This window comes from Cycloclasticus sp. (assembly GCA_040743155.1).
Taxonomy (GTDB): domain Bacteria; phylum Pseudomonadota; class Gammaproteobacteria; order Methylococcales; family Cycloclasticaceae; genus Cycloclasticus.
The window spans coordinates 1,221,304-1,243,653 of record JBFLJU010000001.1 but is presented as its reverse complement, the minus strand read 5'-3'; the positions used below and the strand labels follow the sequence as shown (position 1 = coordinate 1,243,653).

Here is a 22,350-nt window from a genome sequence, read left to right as displayed (position 1 = left end):
AATAAAAAAGGGCCACCCGAAGGCAGCCCTTATAATAATTAAATATTTATTTAGACAATGATGCAATGATCTTCTCAGCACTTTTCACAGGTGCTTTTGCATAAAGAGCATTTGAACCAAAGCGCATTTGATGTGGGTAACCATATCCTGCTTCAAGGAAATCAATGTCCATTGTTTTTGTTAGTTTCTTACCGTCCCAATCATAGGCACGGAAGAACTGATCTTCATCCTCACCTTTTTTGTCCCAGTTAGACAACACAGATGATGTGAAGTACAAACGCTTGCCGTCCCAGCTTGAAGAAACCATGTTTACTTGCTTACCAATTTGCTCTTCAAAAACAACTTTTGGTGCATGTGGGTCTGAAATATCAAACAAACGAGTCTTGCCGTCCATTAAAGTGTTAACCCATAACTTGCTGTCATCACTTGTGATAGAGATATCGACAGGAAGAGGGATTTTAGAGGCATCGCCAATAGCGGCAACATCTTTTGCATGCCATACGCCTTTGTTATCTTCATAAATTAACCAAAGTCTTGAAGTTAACGCGGTTGTCGTAAAGCAATAGTTCTTATTGACTCCCCATGCGCAACGAAGTTCTAAAGGTGCACCTGGTACATCTAATACTTGTTTAGGTTGTTTTGTGTGCAAATCCCAGATCACAACAGTGTTCCCCATTCGCTTCATCGCTTCAGGGTCGGCAACTAATTTGCCAAAATTCATCATGTAGTTATTCCAACCGGTGAAAGAAGAAGTAATCATCATGTTCCGGCGAGGAAGTGCGCGTATGTCGTAGCCATAACCATCAGCAAATTGACCGGATTTTTTAGCACCGTTTAGGTTTTCGTCTGTTGGCATCCAATGTGTTGCAACAAAATCACCAGCGTTGGTATATTCAACTAATGCAGTGCGGCCGCCGTGATCTTTATTATTAGATAAGCCAGTGATCATCATAGTGCCAGGCAAGGCGTAGGTTGTATGTGGGCCTACAACGCCGCCACTGTCGGCAACAAAGTTTTCAATAACTTTATGCAACGTTGGTTTTGAAGGGTTTGTATGCACATCAAAAATGAAAATTTTGCTTGTATCTAAACCACCAGCCCAAAGGTATTTACGGTCATCGGTAAAACCTGAGTGATGCGCTTCGTTACGGCCGCCAACAGACACACTGTTGATAACTTTTCCGTAGTCTTTATCTTGCGGATTAACGGAAAGCGTCACTAATTTGTCTTGTTCGTCGCCAACACCCACAACGCCTAAAGTCCATACATAAACGTAGTCTTCTTGACCAACAATTTTAGCCATGTAAGGAGACATGCACGTTTCATCCGCTTGCACTTGTTGCGGTAGTGCCGCCATGCCGATGCTTAGAGCAACTGCAGAACCAAGCATAACGCCTTTAAGCGTTTTGCCGAGTTGTGTAAAAGTTTGTGTGGATATCATTTCTCAACCTCTAATTATTATTGAATTCTTATTCTGGACTTAGTAATAAAGATCAACAAGGTCTAAATAAGACAATATGGTGCTATTTAAGCCATTTTGGAGTTTAGTTTAGGTTTTTGAGATGCTAATTATGCGTATATGCGTGATTTGTAATGCCAGAGAAAAGCATTAAGTTTGCTTATTACTCAGTAACTTCATTACCACGACACCACCTTGTTACTTCGCTAATGGAAGAAGAGTAGCCTAAGGCTACAATTTTTTCCAAGTGCTCATACTCAAGCGTTCCAACGCTGTCGACGGGTAACATCAGGTATAGACTGGCTAACCCTTTTTCATCTGTTTGCATGCTTTTGTTAACGGCTGCTAGTGTCATCGAGCGTGAAATAATATCAAAAATACTGGGAATATAATTCTTGCGACGGAAAGGGTTAAGACGGGCTAATAAAAGCCTTAGGCCGGAGGTGGAGATGAGGTGGCTTTCGTTGTTAGCTAAATCAACTTTAGGGGATATGTCTACAGCAATAATTTTTCCGCCTGCATACATGTCATTCATGACATCAATCGGCAGATTGTTGAGCACGCCGCCGTCAACCAATAAATCACCGGATTGTAAAACAGGAGGTACCATTGCCGGTAAGCTCATACTTGCACGCAGGGAATCACGAATGGAACCCTTATTATGAATAACTTGCTCGGCGCGTGTTAAATTTGCCGAGACGCAGAAAAAGGGAATTAACAAATCCTCTATCTGTTTGTCACCGAGAGCCTTTTCAAGGTTTTCTTCAATTTTTCTTCCTTTGATAAGCGATATAATCGGCAACGTAAAGTCAAAAAATTTACGAAAGTATTGGGAACATAACTCAAACGTTTTATTTGAGTCATACTGCAAGGCGACGGCAGCACCAATAATGGCACCGATGCTGGTTCCTCCAACAATATCAATGGGGACTCCGTTTTCTTCTAATGCTCGAAGCACTCCAATATGAGCATAGCCACGCGCTCCGCCACCGCCTAAAACCAGCGAATTTGCTTGCCCTGTGACGATTCTGGCAAGGCGTGCATAATCTTCAAGGTGCTCTTTACGAACGTGGTAAAAGCTTTGGATGCGACGTCTTTCAAGCCAACGTTTGGTACCGGAGATGTCATCGGTATTAGCGGGATGAAGGAGAATTAAGCTTTGTTTGAGGTGACTGGAAAAGTCCCATAAGGCGTTAAGCTTCTTTTCTAATGGGCTTTGTTCAACATCGGCTTCTGAATCGGTTACCAATAAAAGGTGATCGGCTTGTCTGATTGCTCGTTCAGTCCAGTTGGACCAGCTATTATCGGCAATTAGAATAATGTTCTCATAGGTGATTTCTTGTTTGTGTAACCATTGTGAAATTTCAACATTTTTAATGCTGATACTCGGTTCTTGAGCGACTCCTTCTTGCCCAAGTTCTTTATCAATATCCTGGGCGCTGAAGTATGCAGTTGATCCGGTGAATTTCATTGCTGAAAATAAAGAAGAAACGAATTCTTTGGTATTAAAGTCATCATGAACGGGAGTGACAACAAATATCGCTCCTTTACGGTATTTTGGCGATTTTTTGTTCAATTCGTTTTTCAGTCTTGTTGCCACTAAACGAGCTATCTGTAATGTAATTTGAGGGTGCGACTTGGTTAATTGTGCGAACCCTTCACTTGAAAGCTCGGCAAGCACGGTGTCACGCGCGGCAGCCACTGTGCCATGACGTCCAGAACGGGTGAGGGACGCCATTTCACCGACGGTTTCACCAGCAAGCATCTCTGAAACGAGCCGATGCCGACCATTACCTTCGTCTATGATTCGGCGCATTTTACCGGCCAATATTAAATAAATTGAATTACTGGGTTCACCTTGCCGATAGAGAATTTGGCCGCTATTTAAGCTACGCCACTCCACCCCCTCAAGTAAATTTTTGAAGCCCTGTGGATCATGGAAGTCAAACAAACTGCTCATATAAAGCGCAAATTGACCCCTGTACACAAGTTGCCTGATCGATTTGTCGTAATGGAACTTTGCATCAGGGAATTGACGTAATACAGAAATAAGTACTTTATCGGGGATAGATAGTAAAGTGGTTGGTTCTGCAGCCACTAAGTAAATCTTACCTTGAAAGTTTACCTGAGATTTTAAATTGCCAATTAAAGTGCCTGCTTCAAACGCATCAAGAGCCTGCTCGCCATGAGTATGGCTGTTTAAGAAAAAGGAAAGTTTGCCTGAAACGATAATAAATATGGCAAAGCGGTCTTTATGCTTAAATACCATCTTCTCGCCCGCTTGAAGCGTTAATTCACCGGAGTGGCTTGCTAGCTCTTTGAGTGCCGTAGAATCAATGCGAGCAAACTCTGGCTGTTTCTGCAAAGTATTATATCGATCATTTTCGTGCAATATCATCATTAGAGTTCTATAGCTGATGCTCTAAATAGTTGGCTAGATCGTTCAAGTAGGTCTGTCATATAGGCCTCGGATCAATAAATTTTTGTAGTAAATTATGGAGAAACGATATGTCGAAATATGGCTACTAAAAATAATTCTACATGAGTTAAAAATCAAGAAGGTAGCCTAATGATTTATCAATAATCAAACATTAGGATTAAGGAGTGATGAGTTTTACGTCCTAAGACTAATCGATAATGCGATGTGCAAAATTCTGAAATAGTTTATTTTGATGTTATTTCTCAAACAGCCCAAGCTCCGACTCTTTAAAGCCGTCATTCGTTCATTGTATTAGCGGCATAATTAAGCTTTAAGCCGAGAAATACCGTGTTACTTCAAGCCCTGGTGAGATTTTTCAGGTTTCTGACGTTGTTGGGTCGATAATCGATTTAACTTCAGCAATGCTATTTGCAGGAAAACCGCCTCGTTCCGCGTGTTCGCGAAGGGCTTCTTCGTTTGGCGCGATATAGACGCAATAAATTTTATCCTCGGTCACAAAGCTTTCTAACCACTGTGTTTGACTGCCCATTTCGCGTAATACGCCGCAAGAGGTTTGTGAAATGCCCTGAAGTTCCTCGGCAGATAGTTTTCCAGCGTCTGGTATTTTACGTTCGATGATGTATTTTGGCATAACGGATCCCTCGGTAAATTTAAAGGTAAATTGCAATGTGAGGTATATTCTGATCTTATAATCAATGTATAGTAAGGTCTAAATATGACAAAAACGTGCTATTTATGCCAAATATAAACATTTCTATCCTCGCTATCGAAGAAACGATGATTTACACCCTAGCGGGTCCCTATGATATTTTCTCTACAGCAGCGGTGTGTAGCCAGCAAATGCGGTCAGAATCAGCCATTTTCGTAACGGATACATCGGTTGTTGGTATAAAAAAAGGTCACCTAACGTGTTACAACGGCTTAACGATAGAGTGCCAAAAGTCGCTGACTGAAGTGACAACGACAGATCTCATTATTATTCCTTCGGTTGAGTTTATTGATGAACCATTTTTAACAAAATACCCACAGTTGAAAGATTGGCTTACCCAGCATTATGAGAAGGGAGCTGTTATCGCTAGCATTTGTGCGGGGGCTTTTTTAATTGCAGAGACAGGTTTGTTGGACGGAAAAATAGCGACCACGCATTGGGCTTTTGCTGATTTGTTGCAAGAGAAATTTCCAGAGGTAGAGGTGTATGGTGACAAGATCATCACGGAGCAAGATAATGTTATTTGCGCGGGTGGTGCGACCTCATGGCAAGACCTTGTGACTTATTTGCTGGAGAAATACGCATCAACAGATACGGCGAAATATATAGAGAATTTTTTTCTTTTAAACACGCATGGCTATGGTCAAAAACCGTTTAAAAAGTTAACAAGTACGCTGGAACATAATGATCAAATTATTATGGATTCACAACAATGGGTTAAAGATAATTTAACAGTAGAAGACTTGTTGAAACAAATTACTCAGCAATCAGGTTTGGCAGAAAGAACATTTAAACGACGGTTCAAAAAAGCAACTAAACAAAGCCCGAATGAATATATACAAAATGAGCGCATTGATACTGCAAAGTATTTACTGCTAAGCAGTAAGCTGAGTATCCAAAAAATTGGGGAAGAAGTCGGCCTGTTCGATGGTAGTTATTTTAGGCGGTTATTTAAAGCGAAGACAGGAATGACCGCGAATGCCTATAGAAAAAGTTTCACCAGTTTGGACGATTCAAGAAAGATAATTTAGGAATAAGTTTTATTTCTAGGAGCCGGGTTACAGCTATTTTTAGAATGCTAATTTAAGTAGGCGCTAGCCATATCTTAAACCTGACTTTGGTGGGGGTCACAAACTGAATCGTCTGAGTTAATTTGCCCCGCTAACTCGTGACGGCTGCATTCATATCACTGTTGATACAGTAGTGATGCCAATGTTGAAAAGAGAAGGGTAGGGCGTACCTATTAATTTCAGAATGAAAAAAGCGCAAGGTGTTTTGGGTAGGGTTATTTTGCCAAAGCTACTGCAACGGCCATCGTGCTGGTAACTTAATGATGGGCGTAGCGAAGGGAATTTGAGAATGAACCTAATGGCGTCGCAAACTCAGTTACTCCGAGTATGACAAGTGAGAATAGGCTACCTTTGTATTCGCTGTGGAGGAGTTGATTTGTTTTTGTAGGGTATTGAGCTTGTCTAGTAGTTGGCTTTTTAGTGCCAATAAGTCTTTTGCCAAGAGTACAGCGTCCTGTTTTTTATTATTGTTATATAGCTTGATAATACGGTAACCCGTTTTATGAACATTTTTGTGAATGGCTTCTAAGTCACGAAATTCACTTAAATTGCCGTAGTGTTTTTTGCCATAACCACCGTACCAATTCCCTAGTTGACATTCATGATGATTAGTCAGTTCGTTGTGTTGTAATCCAAGTTGATGACCTTCCAGTACGTCAAATATTTCCTGAATCCATTGTATGTGGTCGCTTTGCGCCCTGACTAGATGCAAGTTACTCATTGCCCAGTGAGCATTGTCCCAAATTGACCATGCTTCATCAGGTTTATAGTTACGCATCCAAGTAGCTACCTTTGCTGCCGGCATTGGTTTGGCAATAGCGTAACCTTGTGCATAATGACAGCCAATTCGCATCAGAAGAACACCATGTTCAGTCGTTTCAACACCTTCTGCAATGACTTCGCGGTCGAACGCTTCAGCCAAACCGATGATGCCCTCGATTAAAGCTAAATCTTCTTTATCATCCAGCATGTCACGGACGAAAGATTGATCAATCTTAATAGTGTGAGCAGGCAAGCTTCTAAGGTGTGTTAAAGAGGAATAACCGGTGCCAAAATCATCAAGAGCCACATTGATGCCCAATACCTCTTGGCAACTGGTGATAATTTCATTGATCTTCATAAGGTCTCCCAACGCACTACTTTCTAAGATCTCTATTTGTAAGTCTTGGGGGGGAACGTTAGGATGCCTAGCTAGGGCATCATCGAGTTGATTAAAGAAAACGGAAGATTGCAGGTGGTGGGAAGCGATATTAATGCTGACTTCAAGTTTCACACCTTGCTGTTGCCAGTGATCGAGTTGTTGTAAGGCCTCATTAATCACCCAGCCCCCAACTTGAATTTCTAACTCAGTCCCTTCGATAAGGGGTAAAAAATCTAATGGTGGAATCAAACCTCTTTCAGGGTGGAACCAGCGAATCAAGGCTTCTGCGCCAAATACCTTGCCGGTTCTCATGTTTACTTTAGGCTGGTAATACAGTTGAAACTCTTTATTGCTTAATGCTTGTGTAATTTCTTCTAATTGATGATGCCTTTGAATAGTGCGCTGATCCTCTTCCGGGTTGAAAAAGTGATAACGGTGTTTGCCAGCAAGCTTAGCTTGATACATCGCTTGGTCGGCGTGACGAAGTAGTGTGTCTATGTCACCATTATCATCAGGGTATAAAGTTACACCACTCGACACGGATACCTTATGATGGAAACCATCAATGATATATGGCTCAGCAAGTGCGTGGTGGAGTCGTTCTATCGTTTGTTCACATTGTGTAAAAGATTCAATATCATTTAGCAATAAGGCGAATTCATCACCGCCTTGGCGAGAGACTGTGTCTTCCTCTCTGATGCTGCTGCTAATGCGTTTAGCGACTTCCACCAACAAGCGGTCACCCGTGCTATGACCATAATTATCATTGACCGGTTTAAAGTCATCTAAATCAAGGAAACAAATGGCAAGTTGATTACCGGTGCGTTTACTGTGAGCAATAGATTGGTTGAAGCGGTCTATAAATAACACTCGATTAGGCAGCTTTGTCAGTGGGTCGTAATGAGCCATGAAACTCAGCTGTTCTTGTTGCTCTTTGCTTTTCGTGATATCGGTGAATATGCCAACATAATTGACCACGTTATTTTGGTCATCCTTGAGTACGGAAATGGTGAGTAATTCAATATATATATCACCGTCTTTTTTACGGTTCCAGACTTCACCTCGCCAGTGGTCTTGCTTTTTAACCTCATGCCACATTCCGTCATAAAACGCTTGTCTCTGTTTGCCTGAGCTTAGAATGCGAGGGTTTTGACCAATAAGCTCTTCACGGCTATAGCCTGTAATGTCGCAAAAGGCAGGGTTAATATCAACAATATTCATGTTGTCATCGGTAATAAAGATACCATCATGCGTTTCACTAAATACACGAGATGAGAGTTTAAGTTCTAGCTCTGCTTTCTTTTGGTGGGTGACCTCCTGGACCGTTCCGCGTATCATGACTGCCTTGTTCGTTGAATCAAACTCGGCCTTTCCAATCCCACGCATCCAACGTATATTTCCATTCCTATCGGTAATTCTATATTCAACATCTAGGTCTGAAGCATTATCAATATGTGACTGAATGACCTTATCAACATGTGCGCGGTCATCAGGGTGCATGGTACTCAACACATCAGCCATGCTGGATTTGTCGTGTGCTAAAGGGAAACCTAATTCTTGGAAAACAGCATTAGAGTATGTAAATTCACCAGTTAAGACGTTGTATTCCCAGGTGCCTATACCTCCGGCGAGTTGACTCAAGCGTAATTGTTCTTCGCTATGAGTAAGCAGTTCTATATTGTCTTCTAACGCTTTTGTTCGCTTTAAAATAGTGTGTTCTAACCGTTGGTGATTGTGTCTTAGACGTGACCACAAAAGAGATGAGGCGGTTGCTAAAATGATAAAGAGCAAGCCAATCAAAACAGGGTATACAAGTGCCGAATAATCTCTCCAACCATTAATTGGAAAAGCGTGAAATGTCCACATTCCATTCGGGACTTTAATGGTCAATACTTCAGGGTTTTCAATTAATGGGGTGTTTGAGCTTGAGATAATATGCATTTCACCAGTATCAGGGTGAGTTCGTGATAGCTGATAGGCGATGCCTTCTTCAATAAGCGCGGGTAATTTTGCCGATTCTAAAATATCAGGAAAACGGATTAAGGCACCCGCAAAGCCCCAAAATTGCTTTCCTTTTGGTGTCTTTAAATAAATAGGTAAACGGGCTGCTGCACCAACCCCGCCTTGGACAAGGTTAAAAGGGCCGGCCAGAGTCAGCTTGCCGGTATCTCTAGCAAGAAATGCTTCTTTATTTCGGTCGGGGCTTAATAACAGGTTGTGGCCTATTGCGCCCTCATTGCCTTTCAACGGCACGAGGTGTCTTATAACGCCATTAGGCTGGAGTTGTAACGATGCAATGCCGGGATAGAGCGGTAGCATTTCTGTTGCCAACTTAGTAAAGCCAGAAACATCACCATTTTGTGTGCGTATTAATGCCGCTAATGGGTAAGTAGCAGAAAAAGCCTGATAGAGGTTATTTCTGATATGGCTGACATAACTACTGGCGATTTTTTGGGTTGCGATGCGTTTTTCTTGATAACTATATTGGTCAAATAAATACACTGCATACAGTGATATGACAACTGATATAACAAAGGTAATCTGTACAAACGTCGATTGTCTAAATGAAGTAACCACTTTGGATCCATTTTTTCCAAACAAGTAGTATTGCAGTTAAATTTATAATGTTCAATTGTTAAATATCATGGTTATCTAATACTGACTTCGTGAGCACTAACCGTGCTTAAGCACGTCCAAAATACCACCCAACAAAAAAGCCCTTAATTATGCGTTATGGCTAGTAAATTATACTCATAATGGGTTAGTTGAATTTTTCAAAGAATTTGTAATAAATCGCGGGATAGAACGTCACATGCTCTACGCAAGATCATGCTTTCCTGATACCTATTGGATTGACGTTAAAATCTCGCCAGTTTGTTCGATTACTCGCGCCGGTTTTGTATTGCTGGATAACCCATTATCTTGTCTTTCAGGATTAGCAGATGGCGCATTGCCAAGAACGCCCTTATGGTAATTCTTCTCTGCCTCTGACATCTCCTTTGGCGTTAGAAAGTCCATGTTGACCAGTTGATCTTCTAGGTTGACTATCCGTTGCGCCAGCTTCGTTGTTAGAAACGTCTCTGCTGCTCGGCTATCTCTTCCACTGTTTTTACTTTTAGTTTTTTTATTTTTAACTCTAGCCGTTAATTCATCTTTTATGAGGAAATCACTCGGATTCTCTTGATTGCAATTACTATCAGTCGTACGATTCGCCTCGGTTAACGCTAAGCCAAATTCGGCCTTTATATAGTTCAGGTAACTCTATTGGATTATTTGTGGCGTTGCTTGATTTAACGTGAGCAGACCTTCCCTTAAAGCGTTCTATTTTGCTGATCATATTCATGCTATACATATTTTATTTTGCACGCAAATGCGTTACATTGCGTGTACTTTTAAAGAAAACTATACTTATGTCACCAAAGAAAACAACAACACTTAACCTACGCGTTGATCCCGCTATAAAAGAAGCGATCAAGATTGCTGCCAGCCTTGATCACCGTAGCGTAGCCAACATGATTGAAATGCTTATCCGTAAGCACTGTGATCAAGAAGGAATATTAATACCCGAGCAACGCGCGTTATTTGGTGATGCCGATGCATGAGAAAACTATTCGAGCGTTGGTTGAAGCAGGCGCTGTTAAAAAAGTTCGCATCGTAGCTCATGGAGCGGCAATACACGTTGATATAGTCACCAAGAACGACGTTGTGACAGCCACTACTCTTAAAGGAGCAATAAAGATATGGGTAACTATTGATGCTTCTACAAAGTGGGTGAAGAATTTAGGAATAGGCCGAATTGAACTTATTGTTGATAAGTGGTTGCCTGATCAAAAAGGATTAAAGATATAAGAACCCTGTTAAACAGAGGGTAAGCAATAAAGAGAGTTTGTGCCTTGAGGTAGTAGCGCGAGCTAGGTTTGTGTTATGAAACCAAGTCAATGAAAAAAAGAGTTTTCAAGGTTTAATGTACCCAAAGTTGGTCAGTTATTAAGGGTACTAAAAGCGGGCATCAACAATCTTGGCTGTTCTTTAAAAGAAACTTGATACAAGTCATCTCTACCAAAGCCCAAGCCGTTCACTGTGGCAAATGCCTCTGGGCGTTATTTCTAAATATAAACCGCCGCTATCTGCCAGACGATGTTTCTTATCTTTAGGCTTTGAACCTTTGATTCATAATGTATTAAGTGCCGTAGTTCATATTCCTTATGGGCTGCATGGATTGGGGGGGGGTATTTTAAATACGGATATTTCAAAGTACCCCTAAAGACACCCCCACTTTGGGGATGTTTCTTAGAGCGTCATAGGGTTGTATAGGAATGGCAGGCAATAAAAAACCCCGTAACTACTGGAGTTCGAGGCTTCTTTGGACGTTCTAATACAACTTGATGGTGCCTGGGGCCGGAATCGAACCGGCACGACTGTTAAGGTCGCGGGATTTTAAGTCCCGTGTGTCTACCAATTTCACCACCCAGGCAATCAAATTGAGCGCGAATTCTACCTTATGATTGAACCGTTGACGAGTAGAAATTTTATAAATTTATAAATTTGTTAGTAGGCCTTCGTTGATGGCGAGTTTAACCAACTCAATATCATTGGTGACGCCTAGCTTTTCATGCGCTCTGTAGCGGTGCGTATTGACTGTTTTAGGGCTGATGGACAAGGAATTCGCAATGTCTGCTATTTTATGTCCATCAACAATTTTAGTGATTATTTGTAATTCACGATTACTTAGTTGGCTAAATACGTTTTGTTCGGGTTCTTGTGCGCTAAAGATAAGGTTTGTAGCGACAGCGGATGACAAGTAATTTTTACCTTGGAAAACCAATACGATGGCTTTAATCATTTCATCTACGGGGCAACCTTTATTAATGTAGCCTTTGGCGCCTAATTTTATTGCTTGGTGTGGAATAGGGCCATCATCATAAACACTTAAGGCAATGATCTTAGCGCTGGGGTCGTGCCTTAAAATACGCTTAATCGCCTCGGCACCGCCAATGCCGGGCATATTTAAGTCCATTAGAATGACATTTGGGCTGAGTTGCTCATTCAGCTTAACGGCTTCTTCACCCGATGATCCTACGGCGATAACGTCCACATCAGGGTCGGAGCTTAAAAGATACTCTATACCTGTTCTGACCAACTCATGGTCATCGATAAGTAAGACGCTGATATTGTTTGAGTTCATTAGGTGTTTGTTTTTCTTTTATTTATGATGCTTCGACTAACTTGACTAGCATAGACCATATCAAAGATAATGCCCACGCTTTTTGGTATTGGGCATAACGCTCAATTAAAGGGAAGTTGGTACGATCTTGATCAAACCCAACGCTGCCCCCGCAACGGTATATAAGTACTGTGCATCAACAGCCACTGTGTAAAACATGGGAAGGCGATGCATCGGTTAATTTGCTAATTAACCACTTATGAGCCCGGAGACCTGCCACAAGCAAACTGGTACGTTGCGGGTGGGCAATAGGGCTGATGTTGATTTTTTTCTATCTTTTTCAACCTCTTCATTTCCTCTCGTGGCGTCATTTTAATTGGCGCGGGGCTGCGCCTTACTTCGAGGGAATCTCATGAAAAAAACCATTTTAGCGTCAAGTATTCTTGCCGCGCTTTCTTTAACCCAAGTTACGGCATTTGCTGAAGACGATACGATGATTGTGACCGCAACGCGTACGGCTCAGACAGCAGATGAAACGTTAGCATCGGTGTCTGTTGTAACGAAGGAAGACATTGATACGTTTCAATTTAAAACAGTTGCTGAAGCGATTAATAGCTTGCCAGGTGTTGTTATTGCTAATTCAGGCGGTTTAGGTAAGCAAACATCCATTTTTTTGCGTGGTACTGAATCAAACCACACACAAATTTTATTGAATGGTGTGAAACTTGCGACGAATGCTTTTGGTATGCCGCAAATCGAGCATATACCTCTTAATTTGATCGATCGAATTGAATTGGTACGTGGCCCACAATCTGGCCTGTATGGGTCTGGCTCTATCGGTGGAACGATTCAAATTTTTACTAAAAAAGGATCGGGTAAGGCAACACCACATATGTCTGTCGGTTTTGGTACGCATGATACAAAAGAAGCTACTTTTGGTGTCTCAGGTGGAAATGCATCAACTTGGTATTCCCTAAGCGGTGGTTATACTCAGACAAATGGTTTTAATTCTTGTGATGGTAGAAGTGGTGTTTTATTTATTGGCTGTTTTGCTACTGAACCGGATAATGATGCATACAGAAATACCAATTCTTCTATTAGGGTAGGGCATAGTTTTTCGAATACGCTAGCAGTGGAGTTCTTTAGTTTATATAGCGAAGGAGAGTCAGAATACGACGGGTACTTTAATACGACTGATTTTTTGCAGCATACCTTTGGTACAACAGCTTCATTTGATGTGACAGACACATGGTCTATCAAAACGACGCTTAGTCAAGGGCGCCTTGAGGCAGATAATGAAGGTGCGTTTGCTACTAGTTTCTCAGATAACCAGCAAGATCACTTTAGTATTCAGAATGATATCCAGTTAAGTGACAGTCACCTCCTTAGTGTTGGCTATGACTATGAAGATGATAAAATTGAGACGAACAATGCCTTTACTGTAAAGAATAGGAACAGTAATGCGCTCTTTACTCAATTACTGGGTGAGTACGGACAACATAATTATCAAATAGCAATTAGAGCAGAAGATAATGAACAGTTTGGTAGCCATACAACAGGAAATATAGCTTGGGGAACGGATTTATCGGACAACCTACGCTTAACCGCTTCTTTTGGTACGGCATTCGTTGCGCCATCGTTGATTGATCTTTATAACCCTCCATTTTTTGGTTCTCCAACCAGTAACCCGGGTTTAGATCCTGAACGCTCTAAATCATACGAACTAGGCATTTCTGGACGACATAACGCTATAAATTGGTCAGCAAATATATACCGCACAAAAATAAAAGACCTCATTACCTTGGATGCTTTTTGGGTACCACAAAATATTTCTGAAGCAGTTATAAAAGGCCTTGAGTTACAAGCTGGCGCTAAACTTGCTGGGGTTAATGTTGATGGTCAATTCTCATGGATTGACCCAGAAGATAGAAGTGGCGGAGTAAATGATGGCAACGTATTACAACGACGTGCTGAACAAACATTTGCTTTAAATGCTAACAAGTCGTTTGGTGATTTTAGTCTGGCTAGCAAAGTGTTTATTTCAGGTCGTCGTTTTGATAATGCGGCGAATACACGCAGAATTGCTGGTTTTACAACGGTGGATTTAGTTGGGGCGTATAAAGTTAATAAGGATTTAACAGCCCAAGTAAAAGTTTCCAACTTATTTAATGAAGAATATGAAACTGTTTCTGGTTTTAATACAGATGGTACGAATATTTTCTTTTCTATTAGCTACCAACCTGCTGATTAATTGAGAGGTATAAGTTAGACCTGTAAAAAAGGAGAGGGCGGTGCCTTCTCCTTTTTTTATATTTATAGGGCGTAAATCGTTTAAGTTAAACTATTGCCCCAAGGCAAAATCCAGTGACTGCCTTGGTGCTTACCAAACAACGCATCCACACCATATACGTGTTGTAGGTTGTCTATTGTTAGCACTTCCTTGGGCATGCCTTCGGACACCTTTTTACCATCATTCAATAATACTAACTGATCACAGTAGCGCATTGCTAAGTGCAACTCGTGCAACACGACGATGACGGTTTTACCTTTTGATGTCAGGTTTTGTAGCAAAGCCATCACATCAATTTGATGACGTGGGTCTAGTGAGGCAATAGGCTCATCGGCTAATAAGATATCGCTTTGGGTTGCTAATGCGCGGGCCAACATCACGCGAGCGCGTTCACCACCAGAAAGCTCATTAACCGCACGACCAACAAGGTGCATTATGTCGGCATCTTTAATGGCTTGTTCAACGGCTTGCATGTTTACCTTATCTAAAAGGTGGCTATCGACATGTGGGTGACGGCCTAACATGACGACCCGTTCAACGGTCATAGGCCAATGGCACTCACCTGTTTGCGGTAGGTACGTTATTTTTTTTGCTAATTCCAAGTGCGGTAAGGTGTGCAGTGGATAGTTGTTTAATTCAATTGCGCCTGATTCAATCATTTGCAAACCGGCTAAAGCACGAATCAGAGTGGATTTGCCTGCGCCGTTCGGGCCAATTAAGCCAATCAGTTTGCCGCTAGGAAATTTAACACTTATATCCTTTAAGATACTTTTACCCGATAAAGTAACGGCAATATTTGATGCCACTAAGCTCATGATGCCCACTCCCTTTTTGATTTTAAGATCAGGTGTAGGAAGAAAGGAGCGCCGAGTAAGGCGGTCAGAACACCAATTTTTAACTCTTGTTGAGTCGGTAATAAGCGAACCGTAATATCTGCCGCGAGTAGTAGGACGGCGCCGCCTAGTGCGCTGCATAAAAGTAATCGACCGGGTTGGTAAGCTACAAAACGGCGCAATAGGTGGGGTACAACTAAGCCAATAAAGCCGATGCCACCACTGACGGATACTGCCGCGCCAACCGCTAGGGCAACGCCTAGTATTATTCGTTTATTGAGTCGTTTAAGTTGTACGCCCAGTGAATGGGCGGTGTCTTCGCCCAGTGATAGAACGTCTAAATCGCGGCGTATACTGAGCATTAGCCACCAGCCTAATAGCGTAGGTGGTAAGACCAGCCAAACATGGGTGAAGCTTCTGTCTGCTAACGAACCCATCAGCCAAAAGAATATTTCAAGTGAAGCGTAGGGGTTGGGTGCTAAGTTAAGTGCTAATGCTGTTAATGCGGCGGCAAGGCTGCTCACAGCTACGCCTGCTAAAATTAGCGTGAGCATGCTGTTGTTATGTTTGGTGAGGAGGTATAGAAAAATAACGGCTAAAAGCGCGCCGGTAATACCGCCTAAGGGGAGGGCTAAGGGAAAAACGGATGCTAAACCAAAATAAAAGACAATAACCGCACCCAGCGCGGCACTGGTTGAAACACCAATCACCCCGGGTTCCGCTAAGGGGTTGCGGACCATGCCTTGCAAAGCAGCGCCCGATAAACCTAAAGAGGCACCAATTAACACGGCTAACAAGGTTCTAGGTAAACGAATCTCTTTAAATATAATGGAATTTAATGTGGGTTCGTTATTAAGTATGTTTGATAAGCTATTAATAATGCTTATATTTACATCGCCAACGGTTAGCGAAAAACCGAAGAGGATAAATAACAAGCTCGCGAGCGTTACGGTTAAAAGGGTTTCTTGGCTGCTATTATTTAAGCTCATTGTTACGTGCATATTAGTGAGTTTCCCCCAGTAAGTGTTGTTGTAAATAGCTTGCTGCGGCAAGGCTGGATGGCCCAGCGCAACTCCAATACCTATCGGGAATCATTATTTTTTGCACCTGTGTCAACGTAGCGTATTGCTGGATAGCGTTATGCCGTAATACTTGATGCGCTAATGAATCGGTATTTTCATTTAAACGTCCCAAAAGGAGAACATCTGGTTTTGACGCCAGAAGTGACTCTAGTGATAAAGGCGCGACAAAATCTAGGTTCAATTCGCTAGCAATATTATCAAGCCCTGCGATGTTTAAAATTTCGTTAACGATGGTATGCCGACCAGCGGTAAAGCCATTAGCGTAATACACCACCGCGCGTTTGGATTTTTTTTCACGTAATGCTGTGATTTTAGCGAGTTCCTCTCGCATGTTGGAAACAAGCTCTTGCGCTCGGGCCGGTTCGCCGATTTGTTCGCCTAGAGAATTGATCTGCTGAAAAACACCGTCAATAGTGACCGGTAAACCCAACTTAATGACCTGATAACCCAAACTCTCAAGCAATTGGTTAGTAGGTTGGGCTGTGAACTCACCAGCGACAACCAAGTCTGGCTTGAGCGCCATTATTTCTTCAATACGACTGGTGTGTTGATGAAAGTGGCTGGCTTCTTGGTATAAGTAAGATGCTCCGGGATCAGATGCGAGTTGGGTGATTCCAACTAAACGTTCGGGCGCTAACAGCGTCATTAATAACTGATCGGCGCATAGGTTTAGCGAGACAATACGCTGAGGCGTAGCAAGCGTATTAGCGCTCGTTAACAAGACGATAAATAGGCATGTCAGCCGCAGGGTTTGTTTAAATATCATGCGCTAATTATAAAGCTATTTAGCTGGGAACGAAGGTTGTAAAAGGGCTGAAGCCAGAATTTTTCTGAGCTCAGCCCTTTGTTTGTTCAAATAAAAGAACGGTCTGTTTATTTACATAGTAATTTGCCAAATATAACTGGCTAATAGCGCTAGTTGGATGACAAAAAATGTTCCGCGAACTAATACGGCAATAAGAGAAGTGGAGATCATGTGTACGATAGATTGTGCAACCCTCGCATACAGAATATACATAACCGTCGGCTCTAATAAGCTCATTTGATCGGCTATTGCGGCAATCAATATAGTGGCGGCAAAAATGGGTAGCACTTCAAGGCAGTTGAGGTGGGCGCGTGTTAACCTTTGACCAAACCCCGGCACATCTGAGCCGTCGGGCTTGAAAAGATTCAGTGCGATACCATGTTTAAGAACAAAGTCGCTAACGATGCGAAATGTAGCGACTGATAAAACGAGAATTAACGTCCAAAGCGCAAACCCACCTAGTGCGACGACTGAATTACCCATATGAATATCTCCTGTCCGTGATTAAATTGGATTATTTTTTTTAATGTCCTTGTTCAGCTATAGTATCAGACTCTTTAAATAACCTTAAAATCATAATACAACACTCATGAAATTACTTAATGTTGGTTTACTTGGTCAAGAAATTCCTTGCATCTTAGACGGTCAAAATGTCATTCGTTCTTTAGAAGGGATTTGCGATGTTATTTCATCGGGGTTTTTAGCGAATGGTGGTTTAGCTCAATTAGCGGGTATTGATGTCGATAGCCTTCCTGTAATCCATACGCCTTCACGCATAGGTGCGCCTTTATTAAACCCAGGAAAAATCATAGCGGTTGGTTTGAATTATGATGAACACATTAAGGAAACGGGCTCTAAACCACGGGCAGAACCGGTACTGTTCACAAAAGCAGTTAGCGCATTAAGCGGGCCATTTGATCTTATTGAACGACCTCAAGGCGCGTCTAAAGTTGACTGGGAAATAGAGCTGGTCATCATTATTGGTAAGCCGGCGAAATACATTACCGAAGATGAAGTAGAGGCACATATCGCAGGGTTTTGTACAGGCATTGACGTCTCAGAAAGGCATTTTCAGAAAAGTCGCAGTGGGCAATGGCTGAAGGGTAAAAGCGCAGATAGCTTCGCGCCCATTGGGCCATACTTTGTTACTCTGGATGAATTCAAGGAATACCAATCATGCAATGTTCGTTTAGATGTGAACGGTGAGCGTGTGCAATCGAGCAATACAGAGACGATGATTCATTCCGTTAAAAAACTGGTTAGTTACATTAACGAATTTATGAGCCTGCAACCGGGTGACCTAATCTTTACCGGTACACCTGAAGGAGTAGGGCTTGGGATGAATCCTCCAAAATTTCTTAATGCCGGTGACGAGGTTATCGCAGAGGTAGAGGGGCTAGGTGTTCAGAAGCATACCGTGGTTGACTATACGGCTTAGCTAAATTGCATCTGTGCAAACGACCGAGCTTGTGCTCAAGCTAAAATTGCTAGGCTCGATTTTAATGTTCAAAAATTGACCATTTTTTCTAAGTGCATGACAGTCATCTGATTTTCTGCGCTTACTCCAGTTGCCCACAAAGTTATCCACAGTTTTCGTGGATAACTTAAAAAGCCCTTTTAATTGCTATTTGATTTTTGTACACTATTCAATAGTTATTTTAAAGAGGTTTTTATGATGGTTAAAGAACCTAAAAAACACGGTGGAACACGCATTGGAGCAGGGCGTAAGAAGGGCTCGTCCGTCTATGGAGAAGCAACAAAAGCGGTTAGGATTCCAGAAAGTTTGCTAGCAACTGTTAGTGAACTGCTGGATCATAAAAAGAAGCTGCTGGCCACTAAAAACATAGACCATCCAGCGATTTATTTCCCCGATCTTGATAGCCCTGTACCCTCGATTCCTTTCTATAGCGCCAGTGTTGCCGCGGGTTTCCCGTCACCAGCAGATGATTATGTAGAAAAACGACTAGACCTTAATGAGCTGCTGATTAAAAAGCCGTCGTCTACCTTTTTTGTTCGAGCAGAAGGCGAGTCGATGCTCGGTGCAGGCATTCACCCAGGTGATGTTCTTGTGGTAGATCGCTCGGTACATGCCGGCGTCGGTAAAATAGTTGTCTGTGCATTAGACGGGGAACTGACTGTAAAACGGCTACGTTCAAAAGAAGGCAAACTAGTCCTTGCGCCGGAGAACCCAGATTACTCTGATATACCGATAAGAGAAGAGGTAGAGATGGTTATTTGGGGTGTCGTGACTAGCGTTATCCACAACGTCTAAAAACGCTTAATATCGTGTCATACCCCGAAAATATAGCGCTGGTTGATTGCAATAACTTCTATGTTGGTTTTGCTTGGCGGATTGTTTCGCCCAAAAAACAAATTGTTACCAGTGGAATGCTTGGCTTCTCTTACTCGTTTAATATTAAGTCTTAGATGCTAAAAAGTTATTTAAATAGTTCAGCGGTATTTCTTAGCGTTGGTTGTAGCGTAAATGGAGTGTATTTATTGCGGTTTCTTACGGATTTGTCAAAGGACGGTAGATACTAAAAAGCCCTTTAAAAAAGGGCTTTGCAGTCTCTTTCAGTTTGTTGCTGAAAGCTTATATGGTACCGAGGGCCGGAATCGAACCGGCACTTCCGAAGAAACCGGATTTTGAATCCGGCGCGTCTACCAGTTCCGCCACCCCGGCAAATAAGTGTGGGCATTATAGACAGTTTCATATTTAAACTCTATTGAATTATTAATTTAATAGGCTCTTTTGCACTCGCTGATATTCTTTGTACCTGTTAATATCCGTCGCCATGAAAAAAAGTGATTTTAATTACCAGTTACCGAATGAGCTGATCGCGCGTTACCCGTTAAATAAGCGTGTTGATAGTCGTTTATTAGTGGTTAATGAGGCTGAACTATCGGATATGGTTTTTTCTGATTTACCGTCTTTATTGAAAGAAGGTGACCTGTTAGTTTTTAATAATACCCGTGTTATTCCTGCGCGTTTGTTTGGCCGTAAAGAGACGGGCGGAAAACTCGAAATTTTGCTTGAGCGGGTTCTTGATGACACAGCAGCATTGGCGCATATTCGCTGTAGTAAATCACCTAAAGCAGGGGCGAAAATCATTCTACACGGTGACTTTGAGTGTATCGTCAATGGCCGTGATGGTGACTTGTTTCAACTCACTTTTATGGAATCAATCGACACGGTTTTAGATGCTGTTGGGCATATGCCGTTGCCACCTTATATAGATAGGGATGATGAAACGTTGGATGTTGAACGTTATCAAACGGTGTTCAGCTGTGAGCCAGGCGCGGTGGCGGCTCCAACGGCAGGTTTGCACTTTGATACAAATATTCTCGATGAAATAAAATCGTTAGGGGTTGATTTCGCTTACGTGACGTTGCATGTTGGTAGTGGAACCTTTCAACCGGTTAGGGAAGAAAATCTTGTTGACCACATTATGCACAAGGAGTGGTTAACGGTGGCTGCCGAAACGGTGCAAAAAATTGAAGTGACGAAGCAGAACGGTGGGCGGGTGATAGCAGTGGGTACAACAGCCATGCGTTCATTAGAGTCAGCTGCTAAAGACGGTACACTGAAGCCATTTACCGGCGATACTGATTTGTTTATTACACCGGGTTATAGCTTTAATGTTGTTGATGCGATGCTGACAAATTTCCATTTGCCGGAATCTACTTTGTTGATGCTGGTTAGCGCATTTTCAGGTTATAAAAGAATAAAGTCAGTGTATCAATACGCTATTGACCATCAGTATCGTTTTTTTAGTTATGGTGACGCTATGTTTTTAACTAATATGCAAGATGAAGGTAAACAAAATGAAATTTGATTTATTAAATACCGATTCTGAGGCACGGCGGGGGCGCTTAACGTTTGACCGCGGCACTATTGAAACGCCAGTGTTTATGCCAGTTGGAACATACGGAACAGTTAAGGCAATGGCTCCAGAGGAGCTGCTGGATCTAGGCGCTGAAATCGTTTTGGGCAATACTTTTCACCTAATGCTACGCCCCGGTGTTGAAGTAATTGAAGCGCATGGCGATTTACATGACTTTATGCACTGGCAAAAACCAATTCTTACCGACTCGGGTGGTTTTCAAGTGTTTAGCCTTGATGAAATGCGTAAGATTACTGAAAAAGGCGTACATTTTCGTTCGCCTGTTGATGGCCGAAAGGTCTTTATGGGGCCAGAGGAGTCGATGCAGGTTCAGCGCAAGTTAGGTTCAGATATTGTGATGATCTTTGATGAATGTACGCCATTTCCAGCCACTGAAAAAGAAGCACGGATATCGATGGAATTATCATTACGCTGGGCTAAAAGAAGTAAAGATGCGCATGCTGATAATCCATCTGCTTTATTCGGTATCATTCAAGGCGGTATGTACGAAAACTTACGCGATGAATCGTTAGCAGAGTTAAAAAATATTAACTTTGATGGCTTTGCTGTTGGAGGCTTATCGGTAGGCGAGCCAAAAGACGATCGAGAACGGGTGCTGGACCACATTGTGCCTAAAATGCCTGAGGATAAGCCACGATATTTGATGGGCGTGGGCAAACCCGAAGATATAGTTGAAGCGGTATTAAAAGGTATTGATATGTTCGACTGCGTGATGCCAACGCGTAATGCTAGAAATGGTTATTTATTTACGCGCAAGGGCTTGGTTAAAATCAGAAATGAAAAGTACCAGTTCGATACAAGACCGGTTGACGAGGCGTGTGAGTGCTATACGTGTAAGAATTATTCGCGTTCGTACTTACGCCATTTAGATAAATGTAAGGAAATACTGGGGTCGCGCTTAAACACAATTCATAACTTACATTACTACCAAGATTTAATGCGTGGTTTACGAACATCAATAGAAGCAGGTAATTTGGCTGATTTTGTTGTTGATTTTTACGAGCAGCAAGGTAAAAGCCCAGATGCTGTGGCATAATAAATAATTAACTTAATATAATAATAGGAAAAGATATGTTGGATTTTTTAGTATCAAATGCTGTCGCAGCGGAAGAAGCGGTAGAAACTGCAACGGCGGCTCAAGAAGCAGCGGGACCTGGGTTTGAAGGCTTGGTTTTCCCCATTGCCTTAATTATTATTTTTTACTTCCTTTTAATTCGTCCTCAGCAAAAGCGTAACAAGCAACATAAACAATTAGTTTCAAGTTCTAAAAAAGGTGATGAAATTGTCACTACCGGTGGTGTATTAGGGAAAATAACCGAGGTGGGTGATCACTTCCTTACATTAGAAATTGGCACCAATATGTCAGTTCAGATTACAAAATCATCTATTTCAGCTGTGATGCCTAAAGGCACTTACAAAGCGACTGGAAAGAATAAAAAATAAACCGTTAAA

General features: G+C 42.0%; 19 protein-coding genes, 2 tRNA genes and 1 riboswitch. Of the genes, 9 read left to right on the top strand and 12 right to left on the bottom strand.

Features of this window, described 5'->3' with window-relative positions; all coding sequences use genetic code 11:
- Window positions 1-46: 46 nt before the first annotated feature.
- From AB1Y31_05955 to AB1Y31_05945, 3 genes are all read right to left on the bottom strand, one after another.
- Window positions 47-1,441, bottom strand: coding sequence for a selenium-binding protein SBP56-related protein (locus AB1Y31_05955; GenBank protein MEW4982707.1), 1,395 nt, complete (start codon window positions 1,439-1,441; stop codon window positions 47-49).
- A 181-nt stretch (window positions 1,442-1,622) separates the two neighbouring features.
- On the bottom strand, window positions 1,623-3,860 hold the full coding sequence (locus tag AB1Y31_05950; GenBank protein ID MEW4982706.1) for a patatin-like phospholipase family protein: 2,238 nt from the start codon (window positions 3,858-3,860) through the stop codon (window positions 1,623-1,625).
- Between the two features lie 394 nt (window positions 3,861-4,254).
- Window positions 4,255-4,530 (bottom strand): DUF4242 domain-containing protein, encoded by a 276-nt coding sequence (locus AB1Y31_05945; GenBank protein MEW4982705.1) that lies wholly within the window; start codon window positions 4,528-4,530, stop codon window positions 4,255-4,257.
- A 104-nt stretch (window positions 4,531-4,634) separates the two neighbouring features.
- Between AB1Y31_05945 and AB1Y31_05940 the strand changes: the two genes are divergently transcribed.
- A complete protein-coding gene (locus AB1Y31_05940; protein ID MEW4982704.1) occupies window positions 4,635-5,639 on the top strand; it encodes a helix-turn-helix domain-containing protein in 1,005 nt (334 codons plus the stop codon).
- 355 nt (window positions 5,640-5,994) lie between these two features.
- On the opposite strand, the gene AB1Y31_05935 is transcribed toward AB1Y31_05940, so the two are convergent.
- Both AB1Y31_05935 and AB1Y31_05930 read right to left on the bottom strand, forming a co-directional pair.
- Window positions 5,995-9,396: an EAL domain-containing protein gene (locus AB1Y31_05935; protein ID MEW4982703.1), complete on the bottom strand. Its 3,402-nt coding sequence runs from the start codon at window positions 9,394-9,396 to the stop codon at window positions 5,995-5,997.
- Between the two features lie 267 nt (window positions 9,397-9,663).
- Window positions 9,664-9,837, bottom strand: coding sequence for a hypothetical protein (locus tag AB1Y31_05930; GenBank protein ID MEW4982702.1), 174 nt, complete (start codon window positions 9,835-9,837; stop codon window positions 9,664-9,666).
- 392 nt (window positions 9,838-10,229) lie between these two features.
- Between AB1Y31_05930 and AB1Y31_05925 the strand changes: the two genes are divergently transcribed.
- Window positions 10,230-10,421, top strand: a complete 192-nt coding sequence (locus tag AB1Y31_05925) for a hypothetical protein (protein MEW4982701.1) — start codon at window positions 10,230-10,232, stop codon at window positions 10,419-10,421.
- Complete coding sequence (locus AB1Y31_05920) at window positions 10,414-10,668, top strand: hypothetical protein (GenBank protein MEW4982700.1); 255 nt, start codon at window positions 10,414-10,416, stop codon at window positions 10,666-10,668. The genes AB1Y31_05925 and AB1Y31_05920 overlap by 8 nt, the downstream gene beginning before the upstream one ends.
- Window positions 10,669-11,205: 537 nt before the next feature.
- On the opposite strand, the gene AB1Y31_05915 is transcribed toward AB1Y31_05920, so the two are convergent.
- Both AB1Y31_05915 and AB1Y31_05910 read right to left on the bottom strand, forming a co-directional pair.
- A tRNA-Leu gene (locus AB1Y31_05915) sits at window positions 11,206-11,293 on the bottom strand.
- Window positions 11,294-11,356: 63 nt separating this feature from the next.
- Entirely contained in the window at window positions 11,357-12,004 is a 648-nt protein-coding gene (locus AB1Y31_05910; protein ID MEW4982699.1) for a response regulator, read from the bottom strand.
- Window positions 12,005-12,070: 66 nt separating this feature from the next.
- Window positions 12,071-12,279, top strand: a riboswitch (cobalamin riboswitch).
- A gap of 116 nt (window positions 12,280-12,395) precedes the next feature.
- On the opposite strand from AB1Y31_05910, the gene AB1Y31_05905 reads away from it, so the two are divergent.
- Complete coding sequence (locus AB1Y31_05905) at window positions 12,396-14,234, top strand: TonB-dependent receptor (protein ID MEW4982698.1); 1,839 nt, start codon at window positions 12,396-12,398, stop codon at window positions 14,232-14,234.
- 80 nt (window positions 14,235-14,314) lie between these two features.
- On the opposite strand, the gene AB1Y31_05900 is transcribed toward AB1Y31_05905, so the two are convergent.
- The 4 genes from AB1Y31_05900 to AB1Y31_05885 form a co-directional block, all read right to left on the bottom strand.
- Window positions 14,315-15,088: an ABC transporter ATP-binding protein gene (locus tag AB1Y31_05900; protein MEW4982697.1), complete on the bottom strand. Its 774-nt coding sequence runs from the start codon at window positions 15,086-15,088 to the stop codon at window positions 14,315-14,317.
- The gene (locus AB1Y31_05895; protein ID MEW4982696.1) at window positions 15,085-16,095 is read right to left on the bottom strand and encodes an iron ABC transporter permease; all 1,011 of its coding nucleotides are present in this window, start codon (window positions 16,093-16,095) and stop codon (window positions 15,085-15,087) included. Before AB1Y31_05895 ends, AB1Y31_05900 begins: the two co-directional genes overlap by 4 nt.
- Window positions 16,096-16,108: 13 nt before the next feature.
- Window positions 16,109-16,954, bottom strand: a complete 846-nt coding sequence (locus AB1Y31_05890; GenBank protein MEW4982695.1) for an ABC transporter substrate-binding protein — start codon at window positions 16,952-16,954, stop codon at window positions 16,109-16,111.
- Window positions 16,955-17,065: 111 nt separating this feature from the next.
- Complete coding sequence (locus AB1Y31_05885; GenBank protein ID MEW4982694.1) at window positions 17,066-17,476, bottom strand: MAPEG family protein; 411 nt, start codon at window positions 17,474-17,476, stop codon at window positions 17,066-17,068.
- Between the two features lie 106 nt (window positions 17,477-17,582).
- Between AB1Y31_05885 and AB1Y31_05880 the strand changes: the two genes are divergently transcribed.
- Entirely contained in the window at window positions 17,583-18,431 is an 849-nt protein-coding gene (locus AB1Y31_05880) for a fumarylacetoacetate hydrolase family protein (protein MEW4982693.1), read from the top strand.
- Window positions 18,432-18,665: 234 nt separating this feature from the next.
- Complete coding sequence (gene umuD / locus AB1Y31_05875; protein MEW4982692.1) at window positions 18,666-19,265, top strand: translesion error-prone DNA polymerase V autoproteolytic subunit; 600 nt, start codon at window positions 18,666-18,668, stop codon at window positions 19,263-19,265.
- A 326-nt stretch (window positions 19,266-19,591) separates the two neighbouring features.
- Here umuD and AB1Y31_05870 read toward each other — a convergent pair.
- Window positions 19,592-19,676: transfer RNA gene (locus AB1Y31_05870), tRNA-Leu, on the bottom strand.
- Window positions 19,677-19,788: 112 nt separating this feature from the next.
- On the opposite strand from AB1Y31_05870, the gene queA reads away from it, so the two are divergent.
- Genes queA through yajC form a run of 3 tightly spaced genes read left to right on the top strand, consistent with a single transcriptional unit; the run spans window position 19,789 to window position 22,341 of the window.
- Window positions 19,789-20,829, top strand: a complete 1,041-nt coding sequence (gene queA, locus AB1Y31_05865) for a tRNA preQ1(34) S-adenosylmethionine ribosyltransferase-isomerase QueA (GenBank protein ID MEW4982691.1) — start codon at window positions 19,789-19,791, stop codon at window positions 20,827-20,829.
- The gene (gene tgt, locus AB1Y31_05860) at window positions 20,819-21,934 is read left to right on the top strand and encodes a tRNA guanosine(34) transglycosylase Tgt (protein MEW4982690.1); all 1,116 of its coding nucleotides are present in this window, start codon (window positions 20,819-20,821) and stop codon (window positions 21,932-21,934) included. The genes queA and tgt overlap by 11 nt, the downstream gene beginning before the upstream one ends.
- A 35-nt stretch (window positions 21,935-21,969) precedes the next feature.
- Window positions 21,970-22,341: a preprotein translocase subunit YajC gene (gene yajC / locus AB1Y31_05855; protein MEW4982689.1), complete on the top strand. Its 372-nt coding sequence runs from the start codon at window positions 21,970-21,972 to the stop codon at window positions 22,339-22,341.
- Window positions 22,342-22,350: the final 9 nt, after the last annotated feature.

Excerpts from the sequence above, each read along its gene's own strand:
- AB1Y31_05955 (MEW4982707.1), bottom strand. The coding sequence starts at position 1,441 with ATGATATCCACACAAACTTTTACACAACTCGGCAAAACGCTTAAAGGC.
- AB1Y31_05950 (MEW4982706.1), bottom strand. The coding sequence starts at position 3,860 with ATGATGATATTGCACGAAAATGATCGATATAATACTTTGCAGAAACAG.
- AB1Y31_05945 (MEW4982705.1), bottom strand. The coding sequence starts at position 4,530 with ATGCCAAAATACATCATCGAACGTAAAATACCAGACGCTGGAAAACTA.
- AB1Y31_05940 (MEW4982704.1), top strand. The coding sequence starts at position 4,635 with ATGCCAAATATAAACATTTCTATCCTCGCTATCGAAGAAACGATGATT.
- AB1Y31_05930 (MEW4982702.1), bottom strand. The coding sequence starts at position 9,837 with ATGGACTTTCTAACGCCAAAGGAGATGTCAGAGGCAGAGAAGAATTAC.
- AB1Y31_05925 (MEW4982701.1), top strand. The coding sequence starts at position 10,230 with ATGTCACCAAAGAAAACAACAACACTTAACCTACGCGTTGATCCCGCT.
- AB1Y31_05920 (MEW4982700.1), top strand. The coding sequence starts at position 10,414 with ATGCATGAGAAAACTATTCGAGCGTTGGTTGAAGCAGGCGCTGTTAAA.
- AB1Y31_05910 (MEW4982699.1), bottom strand. The coding sequence starts at position 12,004 with ATGAACTCAAACAATATCAGCGTCTTACTTATCGATGACCATGAGTTG.
- AB1Y31_05905 (MEW4982698.1), top strand. The coding sequence starts at position 12,396 with ATGAAAAAAACCATTTTAGCGTCAAGTATTCTTGCCGCGCTTTCTTTA.
- AB1Y31_05900 (MEW4982697.1), bottom strand. The coding sequence starts at position 15,088 with ATGAGCTTAGTGGCATCAAATATTGCCGTTACTTTATCGGGTAAAAGT.
- AB1Y31_05895 (MEW4982696.1), bottom strand. The coding sequence starts at position 16,095 with ATGAGCTTAAATAATAGCAGCCAAGAAACCCTTTTAACCGTAACGCTC.
- AB1Y31_05890 (MEW4982695.1), bottom strand. The coding sequence starts at position 16,954 with ATGATATTTAAACAAACCCTGCGGCTGACATGCCTATTTATCGTCTTG.
- AB1Y31_05885 (MEW4982694.1), bottom strand. The coding sequence starts at position 17,476 with ATGGGTAATTCAGTCGTCGCACTAGGTGGGTTTGCGCTTTGGACGTTA.
- AB1Y31_05880 (MEW4982693.1), top strand. The coding sequence starts at position 17,583 with ATGAAATTACTTAATGTTGGTTTACTTGGTCAAGAAATTCCTTGCATC.
- umuD (MEW4982692.1), top strand. The coding sequence starts at position 18,666 with ATGATGGTTAAAGAACCTAAAAAACACGGTGGAACACGCATTGGAGCA.
- queA (MEW4982691.1), top strand. The coding sequence starts at position 19,789 with ATGAAAAAAAGTGATTTTAATTACCAGTTACCGAATGAGCTGATCGCG.
- tgt (MEW4982690.1), top strand. The coding sequence starts at position 20,819 with ATGAAATTTGATTTATTAAATACCGATTCTGAGGCACGGCGGGGGCGC.
- yajC (MEW4982689.1), top strand. The coding sequence starts at position 21,970 with ATGTTGGATTTTTTAGTATCAAATGCTGTCGCAGCGGAAGAAGCGGTA.